25 protein-coding genes are annotated in these 21588 nt (G+C 45.5%); 20 read left to right on the top strand and 5 right to left on the bottom strand.

Annotated features, from left to right (window positions below; translation table 11 throughout):
- Positions 1-98 precede the first annotated feature (98 nt).
- From ACKU4E_RS04980 to ACKU4E_RS04945, 8 genes are all read left to right on the top strand, one after another.
- Positions 99-1409 (top strand): hypothetical protein, encoded by a 1311-nt coding sequence (locus tag ACKU4E_RS04980; RefSeq protein ID WP_320169980.1) that lies wholly within the window; start codon positions 99-101, stop codon positions 1407-1409.
- A gap of 80 nt (positions 1410-1489) precedes the next feature.
- Positions 1490-1981 (top strand): hypothetical protein, encoded by a 492-nt coding sequence (locus ACKU4E_RS04975; RefSeq protein ID WP_320169979.1) that lies wholly within the window; start codon positions 1490-1492, stop codon positions 1979-1981.
- Between the two features lie 383 nt (positions 1982-2364).
- Complete coding sequence (locus ACKU4E_RS04970; protein ID WP_320169978.1) at positions 2365-2619, top strand: phage regulatory CII family protein; 255 nt, start codon at positions 2365-2367, stop codon at positions 2617-2619.
- 2 nt (positions 2620-2621) lie between these two features.
- Positions 2622-4988 carry a phage/plasmid primase, P4 family gene (locus ACKU4E_RS04965; RefSeq protein ID WP_320169977.1) on the top strand — a complete coding sequence of 789 codons (2367 nt, stop codon included), beginning with the start codon at positions 2622-2624 and terminating at the stop codon, positions 4986-4988.
- 411 nt (positions 4989-5399) lie between these two features.
- Positions 5400-5834, top strand: coding sequence for a hypothetical protein (locus tag ACKU4E_RS04960; protein WP_320169976.1), 435 nt, complete (start codon positions 5400-5402; stop codon positions 5832-5834).
- A 101-nt stretch (positions 5835-5935) separates the two neighbouring features.
- Positions 5936-6493, top strand: a complete 558-nt coding sequence (locus ACKU4E_RS04955) for a hypothetical protein (RefSeq protein ID WP_320169975.1) — start codon at positions 5936-5938, stop codon at positions 6491-6493.
- Entirely contained in the window at positions 6483-8444 is a 1962-nt protein-coding gene (locus tag ACKU4E_RS04950; protein ID WP_320169974.1) for a terminase gpA endonuclease subunit, read from the top strand. Before ACKU4E_RS04955 ends, ACKU4E_RS04950 begins: the two co-directional genes overlap by 11 nt.
- 1 nt (position 8445) lies before the next feature.
- Complete coding sequence (locus ACKU4E_RS04945; RefSeq protein ID WP_320169973.1) at positions 8446-8670, top strand: transcriptional regulator; 225 nt, start codon at positions 8446-8448, stop codon at positions 8668-8670.
- A gap of 138 nt (positions 8671-8808) precedes the next feature.
- Here the strand turns inward: ACKU4E_RS04945 and ACKU4E_RS04940 are convergent, their stop codons facing one another.
- The 3 genes from ACKU4E_RS04940 to ACKU4E_RS04930 all read right to left on the bottom strand — a co-directional run bounded on the left by ACKU4E_RS04940 (position 8809) and on the right by ACKU4E_RS04930 (position 10933).
- A complete protein-coding gene (locus ACKU4E_RS04940) occupies positions 8809-9951 on the bottom strand; it encodes a leucine-rich repeat domain-containing protein (protein WP_320169972.1) in 1143 nt (380 codons plus the stop codon).
- Between the two features lie 489 nt (positions 9952-10440).
- Positions 10441-10683: a type II toxin-antitoxin system BrnA family antitoxin gene (gene brnA / locus ACKU4E_RS04935; protein ID WP_320169971.1), complete on the bottom strand. Its 243-nt coding sequence runs from the start codon at positions 10681-10683 to the stop codon at positions 10441-10443.
- Positions 10664-10933: a BrnT family toxin gene (locus tag ACKU4E_RS04930; RefSeq protein ID WP_320169970.1), complete on the bottom strand. Its 270-nt coding sequence runs from the start codon at positions 10931-10933 to the stop codon at positions 10664-10666. Before ACKU4E_RS04930 ends, brnA begins: the two co-directional genes overlap by 20 nt.
- A gap of 197 nt (positions 10934-11130) precedes the next feature.
- On the opposite strand from ACKU4E_RS04930, the gene ACKU4E_RS04925 reads away from it, so the two are divergent.
- From ACKU4E_RS04925 to ACKU4E_RS04900, 6 genes are all read left to right on the top strand, one after another.
- Positions 11131-11820, top strand: coding sequence for a hypothetical protein (locus tag ACKU4E_RS04925; protein ID WP_320169969.1), 690 nt, complete (start codon positions 11131-11133; stop codon positions 11818-11820).
- Between the two features lie 127 nt (positions 11821-11947).
- Positions 11948-12877: a BRCT domain-containing protein gene (locus tag ACKU4E_RS04920; protein WP_320169968.1), complete on the top strand. Its 930-nt coding sequence runs from the start codon at positions 11948-11950 to the stop codon at positions 12875-12877.
- Between the two features lie 12 nt (positions 12878-12889).
- Positions 12890-14137, top strand: coding sequence for a hypothetical protein (locus ACKU4E_RS04915; protein WP_320169967.1), 1248 nt, complete (start codon positions 12890-12892; stop codon positions 14135-14137).
- A gap of 136 nt (positions 14138-14273) precedes the next feature.
- Entirely contained in the window at positions 14274-14411 is a 138-nt protein-coding gene (locus tag ACKU4E_RS04910; RefSeq protein ID WP_320169966.1) for a hypothetical protein, read from the top strand.
- Between the two features lie 79 nt (positions 14412-14490).
- Complete coding sequence (locus tag ACKU4E_RS04905) at positions 14491-15411, top strand: BRO family protein (RefSeq protein ID WP_320169965.1); 921 nt, start codon at positions 14491-14493, stop codon at positions 15409-15411.
- A complete protein-coding gene (locus ACKU4E_RS04900; protein WP_320169964.1) occupies positions 15404-15643 on the top strand; it encodes a hypothetical protein in 240 nt (79 codons plus the stop codon). The genes ACKU4E_RS04905 and ACKU4E_RS04900 overlap by 8 nt, the downstream gene beginning before the upstream one ends.
- A 49-nt stretch (positions 15644-15692) precedes the next feature.
- Here ACKU4E_RS04900 and ACKU4E_RS04895 read toward each other — a convergent pair whose 3' ends face one another.
- Together ACKU4E_RS04895 and ACKU4E_RS04890 are read right to left on the bottom strand one after the other, a co-directional pair.
- Positions 15693-15866 carry a hypothetical protein gene (locus ACKU4E_RS04895; RefSeq protein WP_407944109.1) on the bottom strand — a complete coding sequence of 58 codons (174 nt, stop codon included), beginning with the start codon at positions 15864-15866 and terminating at the stop codon, positions 15693-15695.
- The gene (locus ACKU4E_RS04890; RefSeq protein ID WP_320169963.1) at positions 15850-16443 is read right to left on the bottom strand and encodes a hypothetical protein; all 594 of its coding nucleotides are present in this window, start codon (positions 16441-16443) and stop codon (positions 15850-15852) included. The genes ACKU4E_RS04895 and ACKU4E_RS04890 overlap by 17 nt, the downstream gene beginning before the upstream one ends.
- Before the next feature lie 48 nt (positions 16444-16491).
- Here ACKU4E_RS04890 and ACKU4E_RS04885 point away from each other — a divergent pair, with 48 nt between their 5' ends.
- Genes ACKU4E_RS04885 through ACKU4E_RS04860 form a run of 6 tightly spaced genes read left to right on the top strand, consistent with a single transcriptional unit; the run spans position 16492 to position 21580 of the window.
- Positions 16492-16695 (top strand): hypothetical protein, encoded by a 204-nt coding sequence (locus tag ACKU4E_RS04885; protein ID WP_320169962.1) that lies wholly within the window; start codon positions 16492-16494, stop codon positions 16693-16695.
- Positions 16692-18155, top strand: coding sequence for a phage portal protein (locus ACKU4E_RS04880; protein WP_320169961.1), 1464 nt, complete (start codon positions 16692-16694; stop codon positions 18153-18155). The genes ACKU4E_RS04885 and ACKU4E_RS04880 overlap by 4 nt, the downstream gene beginning before the upstream one ends.
- Positions 18148-20244 (top strand): Mu-like prophage major head subunit gpT family protein, encoded by a 2097-nt coding sequence (locus ACKU4E_RS04875; protein ID WP_320169960.1) that lies wholly within the window; start codon positions 18148-18150, stop codon positions 20242-20244. Before ACKU4E_RS04880 ends, ACKU4E_RS04875 begins: the two co-directional genes overlap by 8 nt.
- A gap of 12 nt (positions 20245-20256) precedes the next feature.
- Positions 20257-20583, top strand: a complete 327-nt coding sequence (locus tag ACKU4E_RS04870; protein ID WP_320169959.1) for a DUF2190 family protein — start codon at positions 20257-20259, stop codon at positions 20581-20583.
- Between the two features lie 60 nt (positions 20584-20643).
- The gene (locus ACKU4E_RS04865; protein ID WP_320169958.1) at positions 20644-21210 is read left to right on the top strand and encodes a phage holin family protein; all 567 of its coding nucleotides are present in this window, start codon (positions 20644-20646) and stop codon (positions 21208-21210) included.
- The gene (locus ACKU4E_RS04860; protein WP_320169957.1) at positions 21203-21580 is read left to right on the top strand and encodes a D-Ala-D-Ala carboxypeptidase family metallohydrolase; all 378 of its coding nucleotides are present in this window, start codon (positions 21203-21205) and stop codon (positions 21578-21580) included. Before ACKU4E_RS04865 ends, ACKU4E_RS04860 begins: the two co-directional genes overlap by 8 nt.
- Positions 21581-21588 lie beyond the last annotated feature (8 nt).

Raw genomic sequence — 21588 nt, 5'->3', positions numbered from 1 at the left:
TGGGTTGTTGACGAATTCCTTCCTAATGATTGATTAAACATGACCCTGTGAGTATCGTAAACAGAACTACAAACAAGCTGTCGATGAGGTGTGCAGGTATGTCTAATGCCATAAAAAGAGCTGTATCAGGATTAAAAGCCTTTAATGAAAAATTTGTCGATATATTTGGCGAAAAAGAGTGGGAAGAAAGAATTAATTCGTATCAAGGTCCTTATTTTGGTCCTAAACCCAAAGCTCTTTGGCGTGACTCTGAAGACAGATTGTTTTATTATTTAGGACTCTTTTGTTCATATTTAGATCGAGACAAAGAGCTTTATAATTTATTCGAAGGGTCAAGAATAACGCCTGTAATGACAAACTTTTTAGGTAATTTTGAAAAAATTAGTTTAATAGATGGATTTAATGAAAAATTTCTTAGTTTTATTGCAAAGGAAAATTCAAATGACGTTGACTCAACATTGTTTGAATTTGGTGTTGCGGCTAGCTATCTAAAAAAGAAAGATTATGTCCGTTTTATACCAGAGCACCCAAGCAAGAAAACACCAGACTTAGAAATAAAAGACGGTTCTTTAGTCTATTACGCCGAATGTAAGAAAGCAAGACGTGGCACTCAAGAGACTTACAGAGAGGCTGATGAATGGTATTCTTTTTCAAGTGCTTTAGGAACACTCATCCGAGAATGTGAAATAAGCTGCCATCTACATTTTGATTTCTTAGGAAAAGTTGAAGATGTAGATTCTAAGAGTGTCTTAGATATAATTATAAATAAGCTGCATAAATTAGTAAGAAAAAAAATTACAATATATGATGTAGAGAATGTGATCATTACGTGTTCACCACTGAATGAAAATCCATGTGCTGCTAATGAATACAAATATTTTAAATCTGATGATCCTTCTTTTTTTAAAATGCTTACAGGAAACTACAATCCATATTTTGGTTATAAATTAGTTGCAAGCTGTAAAGGGCGCGGACATTTAATAAGACAAATAAAATTTATCAGTGTCATTACCCGCAACACTGTAAACCCTACAACGATTGATGCACAGGTCAGACATGTAAAGAAGTTACTTGTAAAGGGAACTGAACAAATTCCTGAAAAGAAACATGGGGTTGTCCATATTTTAGTAGAAGAGTGCCAAGGTCCACAGTTCGCAGTAGAACAGCTGAACCGTAATTTTGAAATGCTAAACAGCTTTGTTGTTAAAAATCGTTATATTGACCATGTCTACCTACACGTAGCGAAGTCTTTATTGCCTTTAAATGGTGAATTTGATGTTGAAGAAACAATTCATACTTTTGACATTAATCGTCCATTAATTAGCCGTAATGGCAATACAGCATGGTTTTATACGGAGACTTCTGAGGATGGAGAGGGAAGACTTTATTCTGATCATGGCTTATTATAATTTTAAATTAAAGCTTTGATGTTTTGTAAAGTTATTCTCAAATGCGCAAAAATTTCTAATGTGACTGACGGAGATAGATTATGTGTTCTGATCTAGATGTTGGAAAAAACTATTTTCATTTATTTTCATTGGTTGAGTACGCATTAAAAGCAAATGGTTATTGCAAATTAAATGGAGATATTGTTATTGGAGTAGATTGGTTTAATTTCATCAATGACAATCCAAATATTTTTGAGTTTGCGTCCATTAACGACGGTATCATTTCTGCTAGTATACAATTTTTATTGGATGCTCCGCCAAAGGTACAGCAGATGACTACTGCCAATGGGAATACATTCTTAAGATATGTAGATATGGATTTGCCAACAACAACGTCAAATTCACATAAGATTTCTCGATATATTCGACAAGTACGCAATAATTTATTTCATGGCGGTAAATATCGAGGCGAAGTTTTCCTAGATCCTGCTAGAAGCCACGATCTGATAATGCATTGTACTGTCTTGCTACAATATTTGGTTGAGTACGATAATGATGTAGCCGAGGCCTTTAGGGGATGTTTTTCTGCCTAGCAATCTTATCTCCACAAGTTCGAATCCCACACCCCAAAAATTCTCCCCAAATAATACCATCCAATACAGTACAGAATGCCCCTGATCATCAGGGGCATTTCGTCTATTTGCATCCAAATAAGTCCAAATGAATCTCCTTGGACTCTCGTTGCTCCGTCTTCGTTTAACTTTTTTGCTCATAATAGATCCAACTTTTGCCATACCTACCCGCGTTAAGTGCGGGCGGAGTGAAAGAGAGGAAAAAAATAGCACTCCCGGACCTGAATCATCTAACTCATATCCGTTAATTATATAAAGCAATAGCAGACAATAGATATAACCTTTCAAAAATTAAGACGTACTCATGAAAATCAAAGAATTAACACCCGGAACTTTCACAACCTATGGCGATGAGAATTCAGCAGATGAATATGGCTGTTGTCCCGCTTCCTGATGCGGGCATTTTTTCGGAATCGCTTGAAGACGACATGAACCGCACCACTAAAGAATTCAGTGACGCGGTGGTCAAATTCGCCGCCATCATGGAAGACGGCAAGGTTCAGGCTGATGAATTCGCGGAGTTCGATAAGGAAATCATGGAACTGATTTCCTCCGCCCTGTTCTGGCGTGACCGCATTAAATACCTTGTAAAGGGCTAACTATGGGCTGGGCCGGAACACATCTTTCCGAAGATGAGCGCAAAACCATAGCGCGCTCATTGTTTGAGGTCGCAAAGGAAGAAGGAAAATGGCTGAACGGCAAATGTCCTTTTCATACGGATGATAATCCATCCTTCGGCTATAATTTTGTGGACGACTATTTCAAATGCCTTGCCGGGTGTACCGACTGCGGCGACCTGATCAAGCTTTACGGGCTGGTAAACGGCCTTGCAAATGATGAAGCATTCAAGAGCTTCAAGGATAAATACGGGCAAGGCGTAAAGGATGCCCCAAAACCTCGGCAGACCGTTCAGCAGAAGCGTAAGGAAAGTAAACGCGGTAGCACTCCTGTCATTCCTGAAGAGGTCTGGGGCCGGATGGCTCTGTTGCCTGTTGATTGGTTTAAAGTTTTCAAAGAGGTACGCGGCTGGTCACCGGAAGTAATCAAACGGCACGACCTGCGTATGCAGATGTGCTACCGGGACCGGGACGAAAACATCAGGCCCATTAACGGCGCGCCTATGCGCGTTGCTATCCCGATCCGGGACGCACAAGGCCAGCTTCGGAATATCCGGCTTTACCGCAAGCCCGGTACTAACCTGAAGAACAAGATCATTTCATGGGGTAGGGGATACGGTAACGCCCGGTTGTTTCCCGCTCCATCCATGATTGCCAAGTCCGGGCCGATAGTCCTGTGCGAAGGCGAACCGGACATGCTTTGCGGTGAGTCCTTTGGCTTTACCACTGTGACTCAAACATCCAAGACTACACTCTGGTCACAAGAGCATTTAGAGCCGTTTGTGGGCCGTGACGTTATTATTGCCTATGATGCCGACCAGCCGGGGCAAGCCCATGCGGAAAAAGCTATCCGCGCCTTGCTTCCTGTGGTGCGTTCCCTGCGCGTCATTGAGTGGCCCGACTTCATGGGCCGGGAACCGGATGGAAGCTGGCCCGAAAAGGATGGTCGTGACCTTACCGACTTCTTCATGAAGTTCGGCAAGACAGCGAAGGACTTTCAAGACCTTATCGCCACGGCGCGCAGGATTGAACCGCCAAAAGAGTTTGAAGTGGGTAGTGAATGGGCCTTCTTTTATGACGGCAGATTCAAACCCCGCTTGCTTGCGGATCAGCTCCTGCGTGATCAGCCATTGCTTGCTGATGATATGACCGGGTTGCTCTACCGCTGGAACGGTAAATACTGGGAACAGATTTCACGCGGTACGCTTCAGCAGTCGGCTACGCACTACCTCGGCATTGAGGCCACAACAGCGCGTGTGAACGATGCAACGTCTTTGGCTATCAATCTTTCCAATCTTCCGCACGGGCGCGCGGTCAATGACCGTGAGGAATGGGTATGCCTGCAAAACGGCATGCTCAACCTTAAGACGCTTGAGCTAAAACCACACGAACACGATTACTTTTCCACCATATGTCTGAACGTGTCTTTTAACCCGGATTCTGAGGCCCGCTGTGAGCGTTGGGAGAAGTTTCTAGAACAGACCGTCCAGACCCCGGAACCCATTGCCCAGCTTCAAGAATTCGCAGGCTTATGCCTTACCCGCGATACGCGCTTTGAAAAGTGCCTGTTGCTGCTTGGCCCCGGTTCTGATGGTAAATCGACACTTCTTAAAGTTCTGCGTGAGCTTGTGTGTGCTGCTAACTGCTCGGCGGTGGCCTTTCAGGATTTGGAAGATCAGTTCCGCCGGGCCAGCCTCTATAACAAGCTGCTGAACATCTCCACGGAAATCGGATCGGCGGCAATGGAAACACCCATCTTTAAGGCCGTTGTTTCCGGTGATGCCATTCAGGGCGCGTTCAAGCATAAGGACAGCTTTGAATTTACACCGTTCTGCAAGCTGGCCTTTGCCGCTAACAAGCTGCCCCGCGTTCTGGATAACACGGACGGCTTTTTCCGGCGCATGCTGCCCATTGAGTTCAAGAAGCAGTTTCTTGAAGACGATCCTGACCGCAACCCGCACCTTTTTGAAGAACTCGTTGAGCATGAGCTTTCCGAAATCTTCCATTGGGCTTTGGTCGGTCTGCATCGTCTTTATGAGCAAGGCAAGTTCACCAGTTGTGACGAAACAAGGGAACTGCTCATGGACTACAGGCGGCTTAATAACCCCGTACAGGCTTTCGTGGAAGATAAGTGTGAGCTTGAGGACGGCGCGAAGCAGTCTAAAGACTCACTCTATAAGTCCTACCGCGAATACAGTTCCGAAAACGGCTATCAGGCCATGCATAAGGAAAACTTCTTCCGTGAGCTATACGCGGCTGTGAAGACTCTTAAGGAGACACGCCCGCGCGTTGAAGGGAAGCGTTGCCGCATGGTCGCAGGCATCAAAACAAGATTCGAGTTGCAAGCTTAATGACCTTCTTCACTGGCATATACGGGAGTAGGGCAGTCTGCTCTGTTTCCCCCGCACCCCCTTTTAATGACCTGCGGCTACACGCCTTACCCGCCGGGCAAATCAATACTTATTCGGAATTTCTACTTCCCCCGGTGAAGTGGTTCCAGCGTATTGGTACCACCCGTCCCGCGTGTCAGAGCTTGGCAAAGCCCGTGAATACAGGCTCGGTCCACGATGGTACCAGCGGTCCACGGTGCAGGGCAAAAGAGGTTCATATGCGTGCGTGGGTGCGTGCGTACACGCGAGGCTTCCAGCATTTGGTTTTTAAGCTTGGTACATGGGACAGTTGGACAGAAAGAAAAAAGACTAATGTTCTCGGTGGTTTTTAGTGTCAGCTAACACGGGACAAACCTTGGGACCGGAACCAGTATGAACGCATTAGCAAAGCTTCAGGACAAATACAGGAAGCCCGAACCGGAAACACCTTACTGTAAATTCAAGCGGTTATGTAGGCAGGAAGGTAAAAAACCTATCTCGGAAGAAGAATTCAACCGGGAATGGCAGACCTACGAAGCCGGGCATGAGGCAATGAAGACCTTAGGCGGCATGATGCGCGAACACCGCACGGGCTTCAAGCTTAGACGAAACATGAACAACGAACTGGCCGTGGTCATTGATGAAGCATGGGGCAGAGCTAACGCCGAAATCATGTGGCAGATGTGGGAGCTTTACGAAAAAGCCATGCCGCTTATCGCCTTGCTGTACATAGATCGGCTACCGCTGGTGGAAGATGAACAACCGAAGCGCATGATCGAAGGACGGCTGCCTTTGGGTCCTCCCCAGCAATCCACGAAACACGGGTAACAGTGACTCCGAGTCTTTTGCACACGGAATGTTTTGAAAAATATGCACACTGCACAAGCTGCATCAATCGTGTCACTCTATTTAATTCAGGTGCTACTTAAATGGCTGATAAATTTTATAAATCCATAAATCAGGCTTGGGAGCAATTAGGCAAAGTCCGTTGGCAGATTTCACGCCGGACCTTCTTCAATTACGTGGGCAAAAGCAAACAGGTATCGCCGCTGAACGGCAAATACTACGAAGACGATATTTGCGAACTTGCCCAGCAGCTTGGCTGGGTTCCTATCGGGCAGGTTGCGGGAGCGGAACAGCCGGACGAGGAAGGTTTGACCGGGGATGCTGCAAAACGTTTTCAGGAAGCAAAAGCCAAGGACAAAGAATGCGAAGCAGAGCTTAAGCGACTGAAATTACATAAAGAACTTGGCAAGCTCATTGACCGTGAAAACGTGGAAATGATCATGGCCGGGAAGACCGCTGTGCTTGATACGGGCCTTCGTCAACTGTTCCTCATGAAAGCCCGCGACCTGATTTTTGCAGTGGATGGAAAAGTGGAACGTGAGGACGCATTTATCCAGATGGTCAACGATGAACTGGACGCACTCTTCAGCGAATTTGCCCGGACTGATGAAATAACCGTGGAGTTCTCAAGTGGAAGCTAGGGCGATAGTTAGAAAGCTGGTTGCAAATCCTGTCCCGGTTTCGGTGGATCGTTTTTCACTGCCGCAGGAAATGACCGGCACGAAATACACCTTCGAATTCAGCAAGGGCGAAAAGCAGATACTGCGGAAGCGCAAAAAGACCGCCGTCAGCAAATGGGCTGAATGCAATCGCATGCTTGTGCCGGAATCAAGTTCCCTTCCGGGCATGTGGCGTAATGATGTAACGCCGTATCTGGTGGACATTATGGATAGCCTGTTTTTCAGCAGCGTCCAGACCGTCATAGTCTGCGCCGCTCCGCAGGTAGGGAAAACCGAAGTCCTGCTTAATGCGCTGGGCTATGCCGTAGACCGGGAACCGGGGCCAGCCATGATAATCTATCCAGACATGACCGCCGCCAAGGATGCAAGCCGGGACCGCGTTCAACCCATGTTCAAGTCTTCCCCCCAGCTTACGCAATACCTTACGGGTTCCACAGATGATGAAGGTTCGCTCCGTATCAACCTGCGGCATATGCCGATTTACATGGGTTGGGCGCATTCAGCTTCCCGGCTGGCTTCCAAACCTGCCCGGTACATCTTCTTTGACGAAGTGGATAAATTCCCCACTACCGCGAACAAGAAAGAAGCCGATCCGCAAAGCCTTGGTGAAAAGCGCGGGCGTACATATCGCAACCGCAAATTTTTGAAAATTTCATCACCCACCACGGAAAGCGGCCCTATCTGGGTGGCCCTGAACAATGAAGCTCAAGTGGTGTTCGGCTACAAGGTGCGTTGTCCTATCTGTGGGCATGAGCATGAAATTGATTTTGATCAAATCAAGTACCCGGATCGTGAAGGCATGGACCCGTCCTTGTACGCTGAAACTGTCGAATCCGAAAAGCTGGCGGCATATGAATGCCCGAACATGGGCTGCAAGTGGGATGATGGAATCCGCGATAAAGCCGTCCGGCTTGGCGGCTGGTTCGACCGGGTAACGGGCATCGACATTAAAACCTACCTTAAGACCTATCGGCCTAAGAAAATCGGGTTCCATATTCCTAGCTGGCTGTCGCGTTTCGTGTCGCTTTCCGAGGTTGCTGCCGCTTTCCTGCGCGGTCAGAAGTCCAGCTTGAACCCGGATTGGAAGGAAAAGTTAAAGGATTTTATGAACTCTCACAAAGCGGAACCGTGGGTGGATTATCAGCAGGAACGCACTGAAGCAAAAATCCTGGCATTGAAAGATGATCGCCCGCGCCTGCTGGTTCCCGGCGGTGATGTGGTTTCGTGCATGACTGCCGCCATTGATACGCAGTCCGAGCGCGGTGGATATTTCCCCTATGAAATCCGGGCATGGGGCTACGGCATGATCAATGAATCGTGGCTGGTTGCTGATGGTGAGGTGGATAGCTTTGAAGCTCTCGCCGAGGTCCTTTGGGAACGGGAATACAAGGACGCGCAGGGCAACCCCTATCTTGTCCGGCTGGCCCTGATAGATGCAATGGGGCATCGCACCGATGAGGTTTATGATTTCTGCCGCATGAACCGGGGGCGCATTTTACCCATCAAGGGTGAACAGACTATGGCGCGCCCGTTTGCCTATACCCAGCTTGATACCTACCCCGGATCAAACAAGCCGATTCCCGGCGGGCTGAAGCTGTTGCGCCTGAACGTGACCCATTACAAGAACTCGCTTTCCAACCGTCTGGAAATTAACCCGGCTGATCCGGGCGCGTATCATCTTCATAGTGAAGTCTCGGACGCATGGGCGCGGGAAATGACAGCCGAATTCGTGAACGAAAAAGGCTTTTGGGAATGCCCCAAAGGAAGGCCGAACCATGCATGGGATATAGCCGGATACAATTTAGCGGCTGCGGACCTGCTGAACGTGAAGTCCATCAAGAAGAAAGGCACAGCCAAGCCCAGAAAGCAGGCTCCAAAACGAAAAGTTAACCCTTACACCAGCGGGAGATAAGATGTCAGCTAAGTTGATTGCTGCGGCACTGGCTAAAGCAAAACAGGGCGTAACATACAGCCCCAAGGATGGCGCGGTTTGTCCGTGGTGCGGGGCTGTGCGGATTCCGGTTACTTCATCGCCCAAGTGGGATGGGGGGATAAAGGTTCGGTATCATAAGTGTAAGGCTGAGGGGTGCTTGCTGGCTAAGATGGGGCAGGGGGTTAAGAGTATTCAGGGAGAATAAAAAGCGAATACGTATTCAATACTCTCTTTTTTACCCGGAACAAGAAATGAGCGCTTACGCATTTAGACCGACAGAGGGTGTTAACCGGACTGCATTGACCTAAACAAAAACTTGCACACAATATATAAGATATTATTACTATAAATACGTTGGTTCTTCAGGAATTATTGTGAGTTCAAATTTAGAATTACAAATATGCTTATCTTTGAACAGACTTACCACAGCATAAGTATCTCCATCATTAAATTCATGCATAAGAAGTTTTATATTATCGCTGATACAGCTAAAAGCCTCTGCTTCTATTTTTCTTATTTTATTGTTAACATGAATTATACGTAAATTAGAACACTTATGAAATGCTGCATGGTTAATACGTCGTACAGAGGGCCAAAGATCTATATTATTAAGTCTTTTGCATTCACAGAATGCTTCTCTATCAATAGTCTTTACCGACATAGGTATTTTAACATGTTTAAGATTTGTACATGAGTAAAAAGTTTGAGTTTCAATTGATTCTATTGTTATAGGGATATCAATTGTTTTTAAATTAGTGCATGAAGAAAAGGCTTCGCTACAAATTTTTGTTATAGAAGGTGTGTTACGAAAAATGACCGTTTCTAAATAATCATTATGGCTAAATGCCTTATGTCCTATTTTTTCTACATTCCGTGGGATTTCTATATTTTTCAAAGAACATCTTGTAAATGCCCCGGTATCAATTACTTTAACATTTTTTGGCAAGTCTATTGTTTTTAGTCCCTTACAAAGCATAAATGTAAATTCTGGAATAACATCTACCCCAGCACTTAATTTAACCGTGTGTAGTTTTGTGCAATTCATAAAAACAGATGATCCTTGAGAAGTAATATTAGATGGCAATTTAATTTTTTCTAAATTTATACAATTTGTAAATAAACCTGCACCAATTGAAACTAATGTATTGGAAAATTTAATTGTAGATAATTTTTTACAATCAGCAAAAGCTCTATTTCTAATATTTTTAAGACAACAATTAGAAAGGTTAATTCTAACTAATTTTTTACAATTTGCAAAAGATTCTACACCTATTTCCTGCAAAGTAGATGGAACGGTAATTTTTGTTGCAGTACAATTTTTAAAAGCTCGTTTAGCTATGGAGACAACAGGAATTTTATCAAATTCATCTTTAATCTTTAAATGTTCATCATAATCTGTCTGATTAAATTTAACAATCTCTACTCCATACTCAGTCACATTGTAAGTATACCCATATTTATTTAACCCATAGGCCGATTTATACATAATAAACCCCCATAATATTGATGGTTTCTTCAGAAAATACAATTTCAGGCAAAATCGTATTACAATGTAAGAGTAATATAGTTTTTATTGTTACTCAATATATAATAGCTATATAATTATTAAGTTAATCTATGGATAGCCTTTTTTGTATCTGCTGCGAACGAAGACAATTCGGTCTGTTTTGCTCGAGTGATCACATCAATTAAATTTTCGACTTCAGTTTTATCTTTACGGATATAAGATAAAGGTGAATGAATAAAAAGTTATACTGTCGATTACCCAAGTAGGGCGTAACATACAGCCATCAAGGATGGCGCGGTGTGTCCGTGGTGTGGGGCCGTGCGGATTCCGGTTACTTCATCGCCCAAGTGGGATGGGGGGATAAAGGTTCGGTATCATAAGTGTAAGGCTGAGGGATGTTTGTTGGCTAGGATGGGTCAGGGGATTAAGAGTATTCAGGGGGAATAAGGAAACCCCGCCGGGGCGGGGTTAAGCGTCTGGCGAATGGCCGCGGTCAATGCGGTTTGCTATCCATGTTTTGATTACTGCCTGTCTGTTAATGCCTAGCCGCTTTGCTTCGCGGTCCAGAGCTATTACCATCCATGCCGGAAAATCTACGTTAACTCGCTTGTTTTCCGTATTTAAACGGTTAGCAGAATCAAGGTCAAAGAAATCAAGGACTTCTTCCCCTTCATCAAATTTTTGTTCAAGGTTATCTGCTGTTGTTTTCATAGAATGCCCTCTCTTTTTTGCTTGCAGGTCTTGCCGAAATTATTCTCACGTTACGGCTTCGGAACATGAAAATAACCGAATAGCATTTGTCTTGAATTCTGCCGATCCCCATTTTTCGGGGTTCGGTGTCTGATTTTGCATTCAGAATCAAGGCTTCCGGATCATCCCACAGGGCTTTGATGAATTCAAAATCAATCCCATGTTTTTCTAGGTTTATTGCGTTCTTGTTTTCATCATATTCAAACTGCATACTTGTATTGTATATTCTTGGGGTGAGTTGTCAAGGTTTAATGGCGCGGTATGTCCGTGGTGCGGGGCCGTGAGGATTCCGGTTACTTCATCGCCCAAGTGGGATGGGGGGATAAAGGTTCGGTATCATAAGTGTAAGGCTGAGGGGTGTTTGCTTTTAAAATTAGGACAGAGTATAAAGAGTATACAAGAAAATAAATGAACGAATTGGAGCCAATTGTGGACGTTAGTTTTTTTAATAATAGTTGGGTTACTGGTATTGGTGGTGGAATATTAAGTGGTTTTATTGTTTACTTTATTACAAAATTTTTTTTCTCACAAAAAGACAATAGTGAATATCTACGAAGAGTTGAATCCGTTAATCGTGAAATAGTAACGACCTTGAAGGCGGACATATCTGAAGGAGATATTCCTGATTTAATTGTTTTTGAAGCACTAATCAATTCTACATGCCGGAAGTATAACGTTATTCGTATTGATGTTTATGAGCCACATCAAATCGCAGAAGATTTAATTAAAGAAGTTATGGATTCAAGCTTTATATCTTCTGATTCAAAGCGCAAGTATTGCGAATCTCTGTTCTCTGCTGTAGGCAACGACTCTAATACGATGAAGAATACAAGTGATTTAAGTAATGTTGAAGAATTATCTAATATTGAAAAACAAAAAATAACAGTAACAATTAAAAGTCAAAAGACAGACATTTTACTTGCTCTTTTTAGTGTTTCAATTGCTATAATTTATGCTTTAATTTCTAGATATGGATTAATAGAAAACATGTATTTAATTTTCAAAGAATACAAAAGGATAATACCTGTAATATTTGGATTTGTTGCAATTATATTTCTATTCTTTTATTCAAATACAAAATCGGACAAAAAGGATTAGAGACATACTGTTATTGGCCCGCCCCCCGGCGGGCTTTTTCATACCTAATTTTCAAACTCCACCTTGATTCCTTCCTTTCTTTTATATAACACCGTCAATATCATCCTATAAAATAGAGGGGTATTCGATGGATAATTACGATGATAACGAAGCTTTAGTGTCCCGGTTCAATGTTGCCATGCGCGAAGACCGCGATGCTGATGAGCTTATAGGCTTATGCCGGGGGATTCTGGCGGATGGTGTTGTGGTGGAAGCTGAAGCGCGTTTTTTGCTTAACTGGCTGAATGAACATGACACCTGCCTTTGCCACTGGCACGGACGCATACTTAAAGAACGACTTGATGAATATCTTGCCGATGGTGTCTGGACCGAAGAGGAGCAAGAGAACTTTTGCGAGCTGGCTAAAAAGGTCGTGGGTATGGATACCGAAGCCGATGAGCCTATGCCTCTCAAGTCCGGGGCAACAACCTTACCGCTTTCTGATCCACTACCCGAAATGGAGTTTTACGACCGAAATTTTGTGGTTACTGGTAAGTTCGCAACTGGCGTTCGTAAGAAAGTTGTTGAGATGGTTACGAACCGAGGTGGTGAAGTTAAAAAGACCGTAAGCAAGCTTGTTGATTATCTCGTAATTGGTGACCTTTCCAGCCCGAATTGGAAGCACTCTTCATATGGGCGCAAGATTGAGAAAGCTATTGATCTGCGTGATCAGGGTAGCGAAATTTATATTATCAGTGAAGAACATTGGTCCGCCGGGTGTGCTGAGTGCGAGCCTTGCTATGTTGCTGCTGAAAAGCCTGCCAAGGTGCGTATTCAATTAAGGGAAAAACGTTTTTTGAAGTCAAAGGATTGTTGGAAGATAATTGGCACTGTTGAAGGCGAAAAGATTTACGCACTGTTTAAACTTGATGATAGTGAAACCGCTTTTTCTGGTGAATGCGCCGAAGAGTCCTTTAGTGGCGATCTGGCCGCAGGTATAGTTGATGCGCCTACTATTTCGCATCTTGGGACTAGTATTTTGGATTGGGTTAAAGTTGAGCGAGAACGTTTGAAATAGTGGAGCGATAAAATGACTGTAAGAGTATATGTAAAATGTCTAGTCTGTGATCAAATTCATGTTTTAAGGATTGGTGTTGGACATTCAAGTCAGCAAGAGCACACTATCTTATGCAAAGAGTGCGAAGAAGAGATGGTGATTCGGCTAGATTTAGATCAAAAGAATGCTGTTGGAGATATTGTATGTGTTAAGAATATGGAAAGGCTTAATTCTGATGATTTTACTCCTTATGACGACAAATATCCAATTATAAATTTACACCCAGAGCTTACCTTTCCTCCTGAACTTGAAGGGCAAGATATGATTTCACCGGGCTTGATTGCTATGATGGAAAACATGAAAAAAATGAAAATCCCAGACGATAAACTAAAGAATCTGTCTTCCGAAGAGCATGCAAGGTTACGTGATGAATCAAGAAAATTATTTGTTCTTGATGATGAATGGAAAGATTTAAGAGGATGCTGGTCTCAATTTAAAAAAGGGAAATTTGATAAAGCCCAAAAGATTGCCGAACAAAAAGCAAGTAAATATATAGAGGAAGATCCAACAGCCAGAGATTGGATTTTTTCTTTTGCGTCTAGAACTCTTGCACCGGGCAGAAGTAATTATTTTGATGGGTGTTGTTCCGTCATGAAGGAAGTTAGTGAAAAATATCCTGAAAAATTTGATGATTTTTTAATTTTTCATAACGAAAAAATATTTCCACAAAGCTTAAAAAAGAATTTCCTTGTTTTTGATGCTTTTTTTAAAAATTATTCAGACTTTTCGCAATGTCTCTGGGATCATAAGCGAGACACAGTAACAGAGGGATTCTCGGTTTCATCCTGCAACTTCGATGAGGCAAAGTATTTTTATGGGAATACCTTTGAAGCGGTTGGTTCAGGTCTTATTACATTTGCCTGTTTAAGCAACATGCATAAAGGAAGGTCATACAATGAGTTTCAATTCCCCGGTTTTGATTTAGATAAGTATTTAGACTCTGATAAATCAGGAAGAACAAAATGTTTTGAAGATATTCCTGAGTTCTCTGCTGTCTTTGAAAAATATAATTCATCTATACGGAATGGATCTCATCATGCAACATTTGAACTTGACCCGGAAACAATGGTCATAAGCTACCAGCCTCGCACTCACAAAAAAACTAAAACAATGCCTTATTCAGAGTATGTAGATAATTGTGTTTCTATTTTTTTATCGTGCGCAGTTTTAACTGCATTAGATTCTTTTCTTAATTATTTATTTCAACTTAAAAATAGTTAGTTGTTTGCTCCACCCCAGCCTTTCCCCGGAAAGGCTGGGGTTTTAAATTTTCAACCCACAAATATAATTACCCATTGACAAGCTAGAGCGACAGAGCTACATAACTACCATGAGTGAGGCAAAAGTAAACGTATCAATGAAATTAGATAAGGAAACCCACAAGCGTTACAAACTATACGCCGTGGAACACGACATAACCTTCAAAGAAATCTTCATGGAGGAAATGGAAAGAAGAATAGCCGAAGCTGAAAAGCAGAAAAAAGAAGAAAAGTAGCCCAAATAAAAACGGCCCGGAACGGTGCGCCAACACCAGAACCGAGCCTAACCATAAACGACCTTACTAGGAGGTTGTCATGGCTGGAAAGAACGTAGCCAATTCACCCACTTCTGACAACAGTTCAGTTGTCTCTTTTGTATTTGATTCCAACGAGATCAGAACCATTCATGATTTGAATGGCAATACTTGGTTTGTCGCTAAAGATGTTGCCACGACTTTAGGGTATGCCAATGCCCGTGATGCTATTAACAAGCATTGCAAAGGGGGTAGCGAAACGCGACTCCCTTCGAAAGGCGGCATGCAGACAGTCAAAATCATCCCCGAACCAGACCTCTACCGCCTAATCATAAAATCCAAACTCCCAGCAGCCGAAAGATTCGAAAAATGGGTATTTGAAGAAGTCCTCCCCGCGATCCGCCAGCACGGTAGCTATGAATTGCAGCGGCAGGAAGAATCAAACATCTACATCGGCAAAATCGAATCAGAACATCCGCTCTGGTATAGCCACATCACCATATTTGTGGATAGCGAATGCCGCCCCGATCCTGACGGCGTAATCTCCAAGGACGAAATTTATACCCATTACTGCAACTTCTGCACGCGCAATAATGTATCCCCGGTGCACCGCGCCCGGTTCTTCACCTCGCTATACTGCCTGGCAACCTACATCCGCGAAACCCGCCCAAGGGTAGGGGAGAAACGGCCCCGGTTGTTGGCTAATATCAGCGTAGACCCGCAAGCGTCCGAAGTGCCCAAACGGCTAACGCCCCGACCGTCTCCACCACCAGCGAAAACAGCCGCGCCCGATTCGGTGCAAGCAATGGTGCCGGAAGTGTATGGCCATAGCTCACCGAAAAAGCACATAGCCACGGCAAAAGAACTGATGATTAAACACTTGGATCACATGTCACGGGCAGAACGGCAGGCAATGTTAATGGCGTATGATGCCTTGATTGAGGCTGAACAGGGTTTGAATGGGGAGGTAGGCCATGAATAGCGATGATCTTTGCCACCATGTTTCGGATATGATGTCGGCGTGTGCGGCATTGCGGGTACTGCGTAATATGTTTGAACAGGAAGACCGCTATGGTGAAGCCTTCTTTGTAGAATCCATTCGTAAAGCTGTCTCAGATGGAGCCAACGCTTTTGATGAATACGATATGAAGGTGCAGATGGCTAAGAAGCGGAGTGGGAAGCCTGCGGCGGTTTTGGAGCTGGTGCGGGAGTGAGTCTTGAGCATGGAAAAGCAAAGCCCCGCGTGAGCGGGGCTTCTGCATTTTAAAAAGTAGGCTTTATGATGACGGACACAGAATTGCTTTGTGATTCAAGATCATTAATCAAGTCTGTAGGATTAGAAACAAAACCAGCTGGATTATATATGAAGCAAACCAAATAGTCACAATCTGGATGTAATTTATTTATGTTGCACAATAAATTAGTCGAGTCGATCATCTTTTATCCAAATATATTCAGAGCTATCGATTATTTTGTGGTCTCTATCGTACCATATACATTTCCCAATAAGTTTATCTTCTACATAAAGTATCTGAAATGCTCCGCATCCTTCAGGTGATTTGCATTTATCTATATAAAAATGACCTAAAATACAATTTTTGTTAATTCGACCTTTAAATAGAAATCTGGGGCCCATATTTGCAGAATTTATACATTCACCTAAAATTAAATTACCCAGCTGTTTAATTCTTATTACTTCCTCGACATTTATTCTGACCATAGATCTATTGTATTCATTGTATTGTGCTTTCCATTTTCCAGTTAGATTAAATTTAGACGGAAAGATAAATCCTATTACTATAAGTGCAATATGCTGTGCATGTTTGCCAAAAATAATTCCAACTACCCACGAAGCGAATGCAGAAAGAATATAGTCCATGGTATCCATATACTTTATTTTTATAAAAATGTATTTTTGATTTTTAACTAAATCAATATATGTTTGTGCCAAAATAATCAATCCAGTAAATTTTACTCCCCAGTAAACAACCCCATTCCAAACAAGCCACCTCAATTGTTATTGTTCGCCCTGTAGGTAAACAGTAACAATTGAGGTTTTTTAATGCTCCAAGCTCGGCTTGATTCTGTAAATGAGGCAATAGCCAACATTGAAGGCGGCGCACAGTCCTATACCTTGAATGGTCGGACTCTCACCCGTGGTTCTTTGAACGCGCTTTATGCTGAACGGGACAGGCTGGAAATGCGCATCGCCATTGCAGCTAATGGCGGTCGGGGCTTCAAGGCCAAGTACAGGGGTCGCTCATGAACCTGTATGAAGGCTGGACTTCCTTTGTTGCCCAGTGTGTCGGGGCTATCTCTCCACAGATGGCTACCAATTGGGTTAAAAGCCGTATGCAGCTTTCTGCATATACTGCGGCTACTAACCGTGGCCCTAATGCGGGCTGGCGGCCCACTAACCGCAGTGCGGATAACCTTTCCCGGCACGAACATGCTTTAATCGTATCCCGTGCGCGTGATCTGGTGCGCAACTCTACCCATGTTTCCGGTGCGCTTGAGCGCATAGCGAATAACGTTATTTATACCGGAATCAAACCGCAGGCCGCGCGCCTGACAGCTTCCGGTGATCTGGATCACGGCTTCAACCGCAAGCTGGAACAGCATTTTAAGGATTGGGCCGAAGCTGATGAAGTCGGCTTTGACGATATTCAGCGGCTTATCCTCAATCACCTCTGGCAGGATGGAGAATGCCTTCTCCGTTTCTATCCTGATCCCGACTTGATGAAGCAGGGCCTTGCTCCTTTGGGTGTGGAACTTCTGGAATGTGACCACCTTGATTCTTCGGTTGATGGCCTGCGCGAGAACGGAAACTTCGCTATCCGTGGTGTGGAATTCAACTGCAAGGGTCACCCGGTGGCCTATCACCTTTTCAGTGAACATCCCGGCGATATGCGCCGCTTAATGAGTCGTGAATCCGTGCGGGTTCCGGCTATGTGGGTGCGCCATATTTTTTTGCCGAAACGCGCAAGTCAGCACAGGGGTATTTCCTGGATGGCACCGGTCATTATGGAAATGCGCGACTTTAGCGAATTTCAGGATTCGCACCGCATTGTTGCCCGGCTCATGGCTGCTTTCGGTTTCTTTGTTGAAACGCCTTATCCCGAACTTCAGAACCCGCTGGGGCTGGATGATTCCGACATGCCGGAAAGACCGGAAGCATTCATTCCCGATTACGTGGAACCGGGGCAGGTAGTGACCTTGCCTTCCGGCTCCAAGGTCAATGAAGCCCAGTTCAACCACCCCGGCGCAACCTATGAACCGTATGTGAAAACCAGCCTGCGTGGTTCTTCCACTGGCTTCGGCATGTCTTACGAAGCCTTTTCCAACGACTATTCAGACGCGTCCTTTGCGTCCGCACGGTCCGCAACTCTTGAAGAGCGGCGCGGCTACCGTGTGCAACAGGTGTTTATGGGCCGCAAAGCCATAATACCCACATGGCACATGTTCGCCCGCATGCTCTGGTTAAGCCGTCTTGAACCATCCATGACCGGCCCACGTGTCCCGGTTGGTTGTCAGTACCCCGGCTGGCCTTGGGTTGATCCCACCAAGGACGCAAACGCGGCGGAAAAGATGCTCGGCATGGGCTGCACCACCCGCCGCAAAATCTGCGCGGAGCGTGGCGAAGATTACGATGAAGTCATTGATCAACTCACCCGCGAAAACGCAGACCTCAAGAAACGGGGAATACTGGGAGCGAACAATGCTTAAACAATTTCCTGCCAACCTTTCCGCGAAAGCACAGGAACCGCTTCAGCTTACAGCCGATTTGAAACTCAGCGAAGCCGAAGAAGGTAAAGCCCGCCGCTTTCGCATTCTTGGATACACCGGGGCCGTTATTCAGCGGTATTTCCGCTTTGTTATCGACCTGAACGGCATCCGTTCTGAAAAAGTCATGCCCATTCTTGAAGAGCATGAAGTCAAAAAGAAAGTCGGTCTTGCAGACTCCTGCAAGGTCGAAAAGGAAGGCCTTGTCCTTGAAGGTTCCTTTGTGGATACGGACGAAGCCAACGAAATTATACGGCTTTCGGATCAGGGTTGGCCCTATCAGGCATCCATAGGTGTCTGGCCTGAAGCAATCGAAGAAGTACAGTCCAGTACAACTGTCAACGTCAACGGCGTTGAACTGACCGGACCTTTGTATGTGTGGCGCAAATCCTTTGTGCGCGAAACGTCCTTCTGCGTCCTTGGCGCGGATGGAAAAACAGGGGCCGTAGCCATGACAGGACGGCCTGAACCTAAACCGGAGGACTCAGTCATGAAAACATGGTTGAAAGCTTTCCTGCGGGCGAATGGCCTTGAAGATATTACTGAGGACTCGGCCCGCACCCACCTGAAACAGATGGGGCTTGATTACGAAGCCCTGAACGCACTTGAAGACACCCCGGCATGGCTGAGTGCTGGCGGTGGCACCCCTGCACCTGCCCCGCAACCTGCACATCAGGCTCCGGTTCAGGCTTCCGCAGGAACCGACCCCAAACAGCCGGAACAGGTAGACCCGCAAAAGGTTGCACTGGCTGAACGTGAGCGCATGAAGTTCATTGACCAGCAGGTCGTAATGTTCGGCTTGTCCGCTGAATTCAAGCAGGGCTTGATTGATGGAGGATTGGGAGTGGAAAAGCTGAACGGTCTTATCCTTGAAGAACTCAGCACCAAGCCTGAAAACCAGCCCCTTAAATCCACTGGATACGTTGTCGGCGGACTCACTGAAGGCCAAAAGCTGCACGATGCTATGGTTTCCGGCCTGCTTTTTCGTGCTGGTGTGAAAGAAGATAAACCTGCACCGGGTTATGAAGATTTCCGCGTAATGCGCCTTACCGAGCTTGCCCGTGATGTGCTTGAAAGGGCCGGGGTAAAAACGCGCGGTCTGTCGCACAGCAAGCTTGCTGAAAAAGTTTTACGGCCCATGTCTCTCGGTGCTTCCACCAGTGATTTCCCGTCAATCTTCGCCGCAATTACAAACAAGGTTCTCAAGAACGCCTACAGTGAAGCTCCAGCAACCTGGCGGCCTTGGGTAAATGTCGTTCCTGCATCGGATTTCAAGGATATCCACGGCATCAGCCTTTCAGAAGCTCCTGATCTGGAACTCATCAACGAACACGGTGAATACAAGACCGGTTCGTTCAGCGATTCCATGGAAAGCTACCGCATTGCTCGTTACGGCAAAAATGTGAAGCTTACCCGTGAAATGATGATCAACGATGATCTGCGGGCCTTCCTGCGTATCCCCCAATTGTTCGGCAATGCTTCGGCCCGCAAAGTTGCGGACATTGTTTATGACCTGCTGCTTTCCAATCCCAAGATGAGCGATGGAGTTCCGCTTTTCGATGCCAAGCATAAGAACCTTAAATCCACGGTAGTAGGCCATGTCTCTACCAGCACTCTTAATGCAGGACGTAAGGCAATGCGCCTGCAGAAAGGTCCGCAGGGCGCAAAGCTCGACCTGCGCCCACGTTTCCTTCTGGTTCCTGTTGAACAGGAAACCGAAGCGGACGTGCTTATTCGTTCTGCCGCACTGCCTGATGCAAACATGTCTTCCGGTGTCCACAACCCGTGGGCCGGGAAGCTCGAACCCATCGCCGAACCCCGTCTTGATGATAAAAGCCCTGATGCCCATTACCTGATCGCGGACCCAGCACAGGTGGACACTATTGAAGTGGCTTTTCTTGACGGCATTGAATCCCCGTTTGTTGACGAAGAAGCCGATTTCGATTCGGACGGCCTGAAAATCAAGGTCCGTCTGGAAGCTGGCGCGGGCGTGATGGATCCTCGCGGCTTTCACAAGAACCCCGGCAAATAAGGAGAATTACGCATGGCTCTTAATCACGTGCAGACAGGTAACCACATGGAATGGACCAATAACACCGGGGCGGACGTTGTGTCCGGTTCAGCTGTTGCGGTTGGCTCCGTAGTCGGCGTGGCGTTCGGCAATATCCCGGATGGCACAACCGGTGTGCTTGCCACCGAGGAAGTATGGGAACTCACCAAGGTTGCCGGGGCAATCCTGCAGGGTACCACGGTTTACCTTGATGGAAACAAGGAAATTACCACCACGGCCACGGATAACGTAAAGGCCGGTTTTGCCTTCACCCCGGCGGCGGATACCGATGAAACGGTCCGGGTAAAGATTAACGCATAACAATAAGTTGGCCCGGTATCGGTTGATCCGGCTCCGGGCCAGTATGGGAATCAAAAGAGCATGTTTCAGCTTTTTGACAACATCACAATCAAAACCATTTGTTCAGTGCTTTGCACCTGCGTTTCATGGCTGATTGGCGGCTATGACATGGCTCTTGCGGCTGTTCTGGTTCTCATGTGTGCGGATTTCATTTTGGGGCTGTCCATAGCCTTGTGTGTCGGAACCTACCGCCGCAACAAGTTTCTATACGGCTGCGCCAAATTCTTCATCTATGCAGTAGTCATAGCCATTTCAAACATGGTGGATGTGACCATTGTTGAAGGTGATTTTCCTTCAGTCTTGGCTAAATTCCGCGAATTCGCGGTCTTCTTTCTGGCTGCTACCGAATTCATATCCATTTCAAACCACCTTAAAAAATTAGGAATATCCTTTGTCCCGAAGCGGTTGATTGAACGTCTTGAAAATTTCCGTGATGGATACGATCCATTAACCGGACGGATGGATTACGGGCATGGATTCAGCCCCCACAACAATTATCCCGGTGTCCATCGTCCCGTGGGCGGCAATAGGACTACACCGGGAACACCCATCAATCAAAATGTAAACGAGGAAGATATTTATGGTTAAGTCAAAATTCTTTTCTCAGGAAACAGACCCCCACCTTGCTTGTGAATGCTGCGGAGTCTGCGATCTTGTGCCCGGCCTGCTTGAACAGTTGGACGTGGCCCGCTCTCTGGCTGGTGTTCCGTTCACAATCACCAGCGGCTTCAGGTGTGCGGAACACAACGCCGCTATCGGCAGCAAGCCGACTTCTTCACATGTACGTGGTTATGCCGTGGACATTGCAGCCACAAGCGGCCCTGAACGTGCCGCAATTCTCAAGGGTCTTATCATGGCTGGGTTTGAGCGTATCGGCATCGCAAAGTCATTTATCCATGTCGATATTGACCCCGAAAAGCTGGAAAGCATGGGGCCTGTAACTTGGGTCTACTCTTAAGAGGTAAT

This window comes from Maridesulfovibrio sp., assembly GCF_963677005.1.
Taxonomy (GTDB): Bacteria; Desulfobacterota; Desulfovibrionia; order Desulfovibrionales; family Desulfovibrionaceae; genus Maridesulfovibrio.
This window is presented reverse-complemented; position numbering and strand designations above follow the sequence as displayed.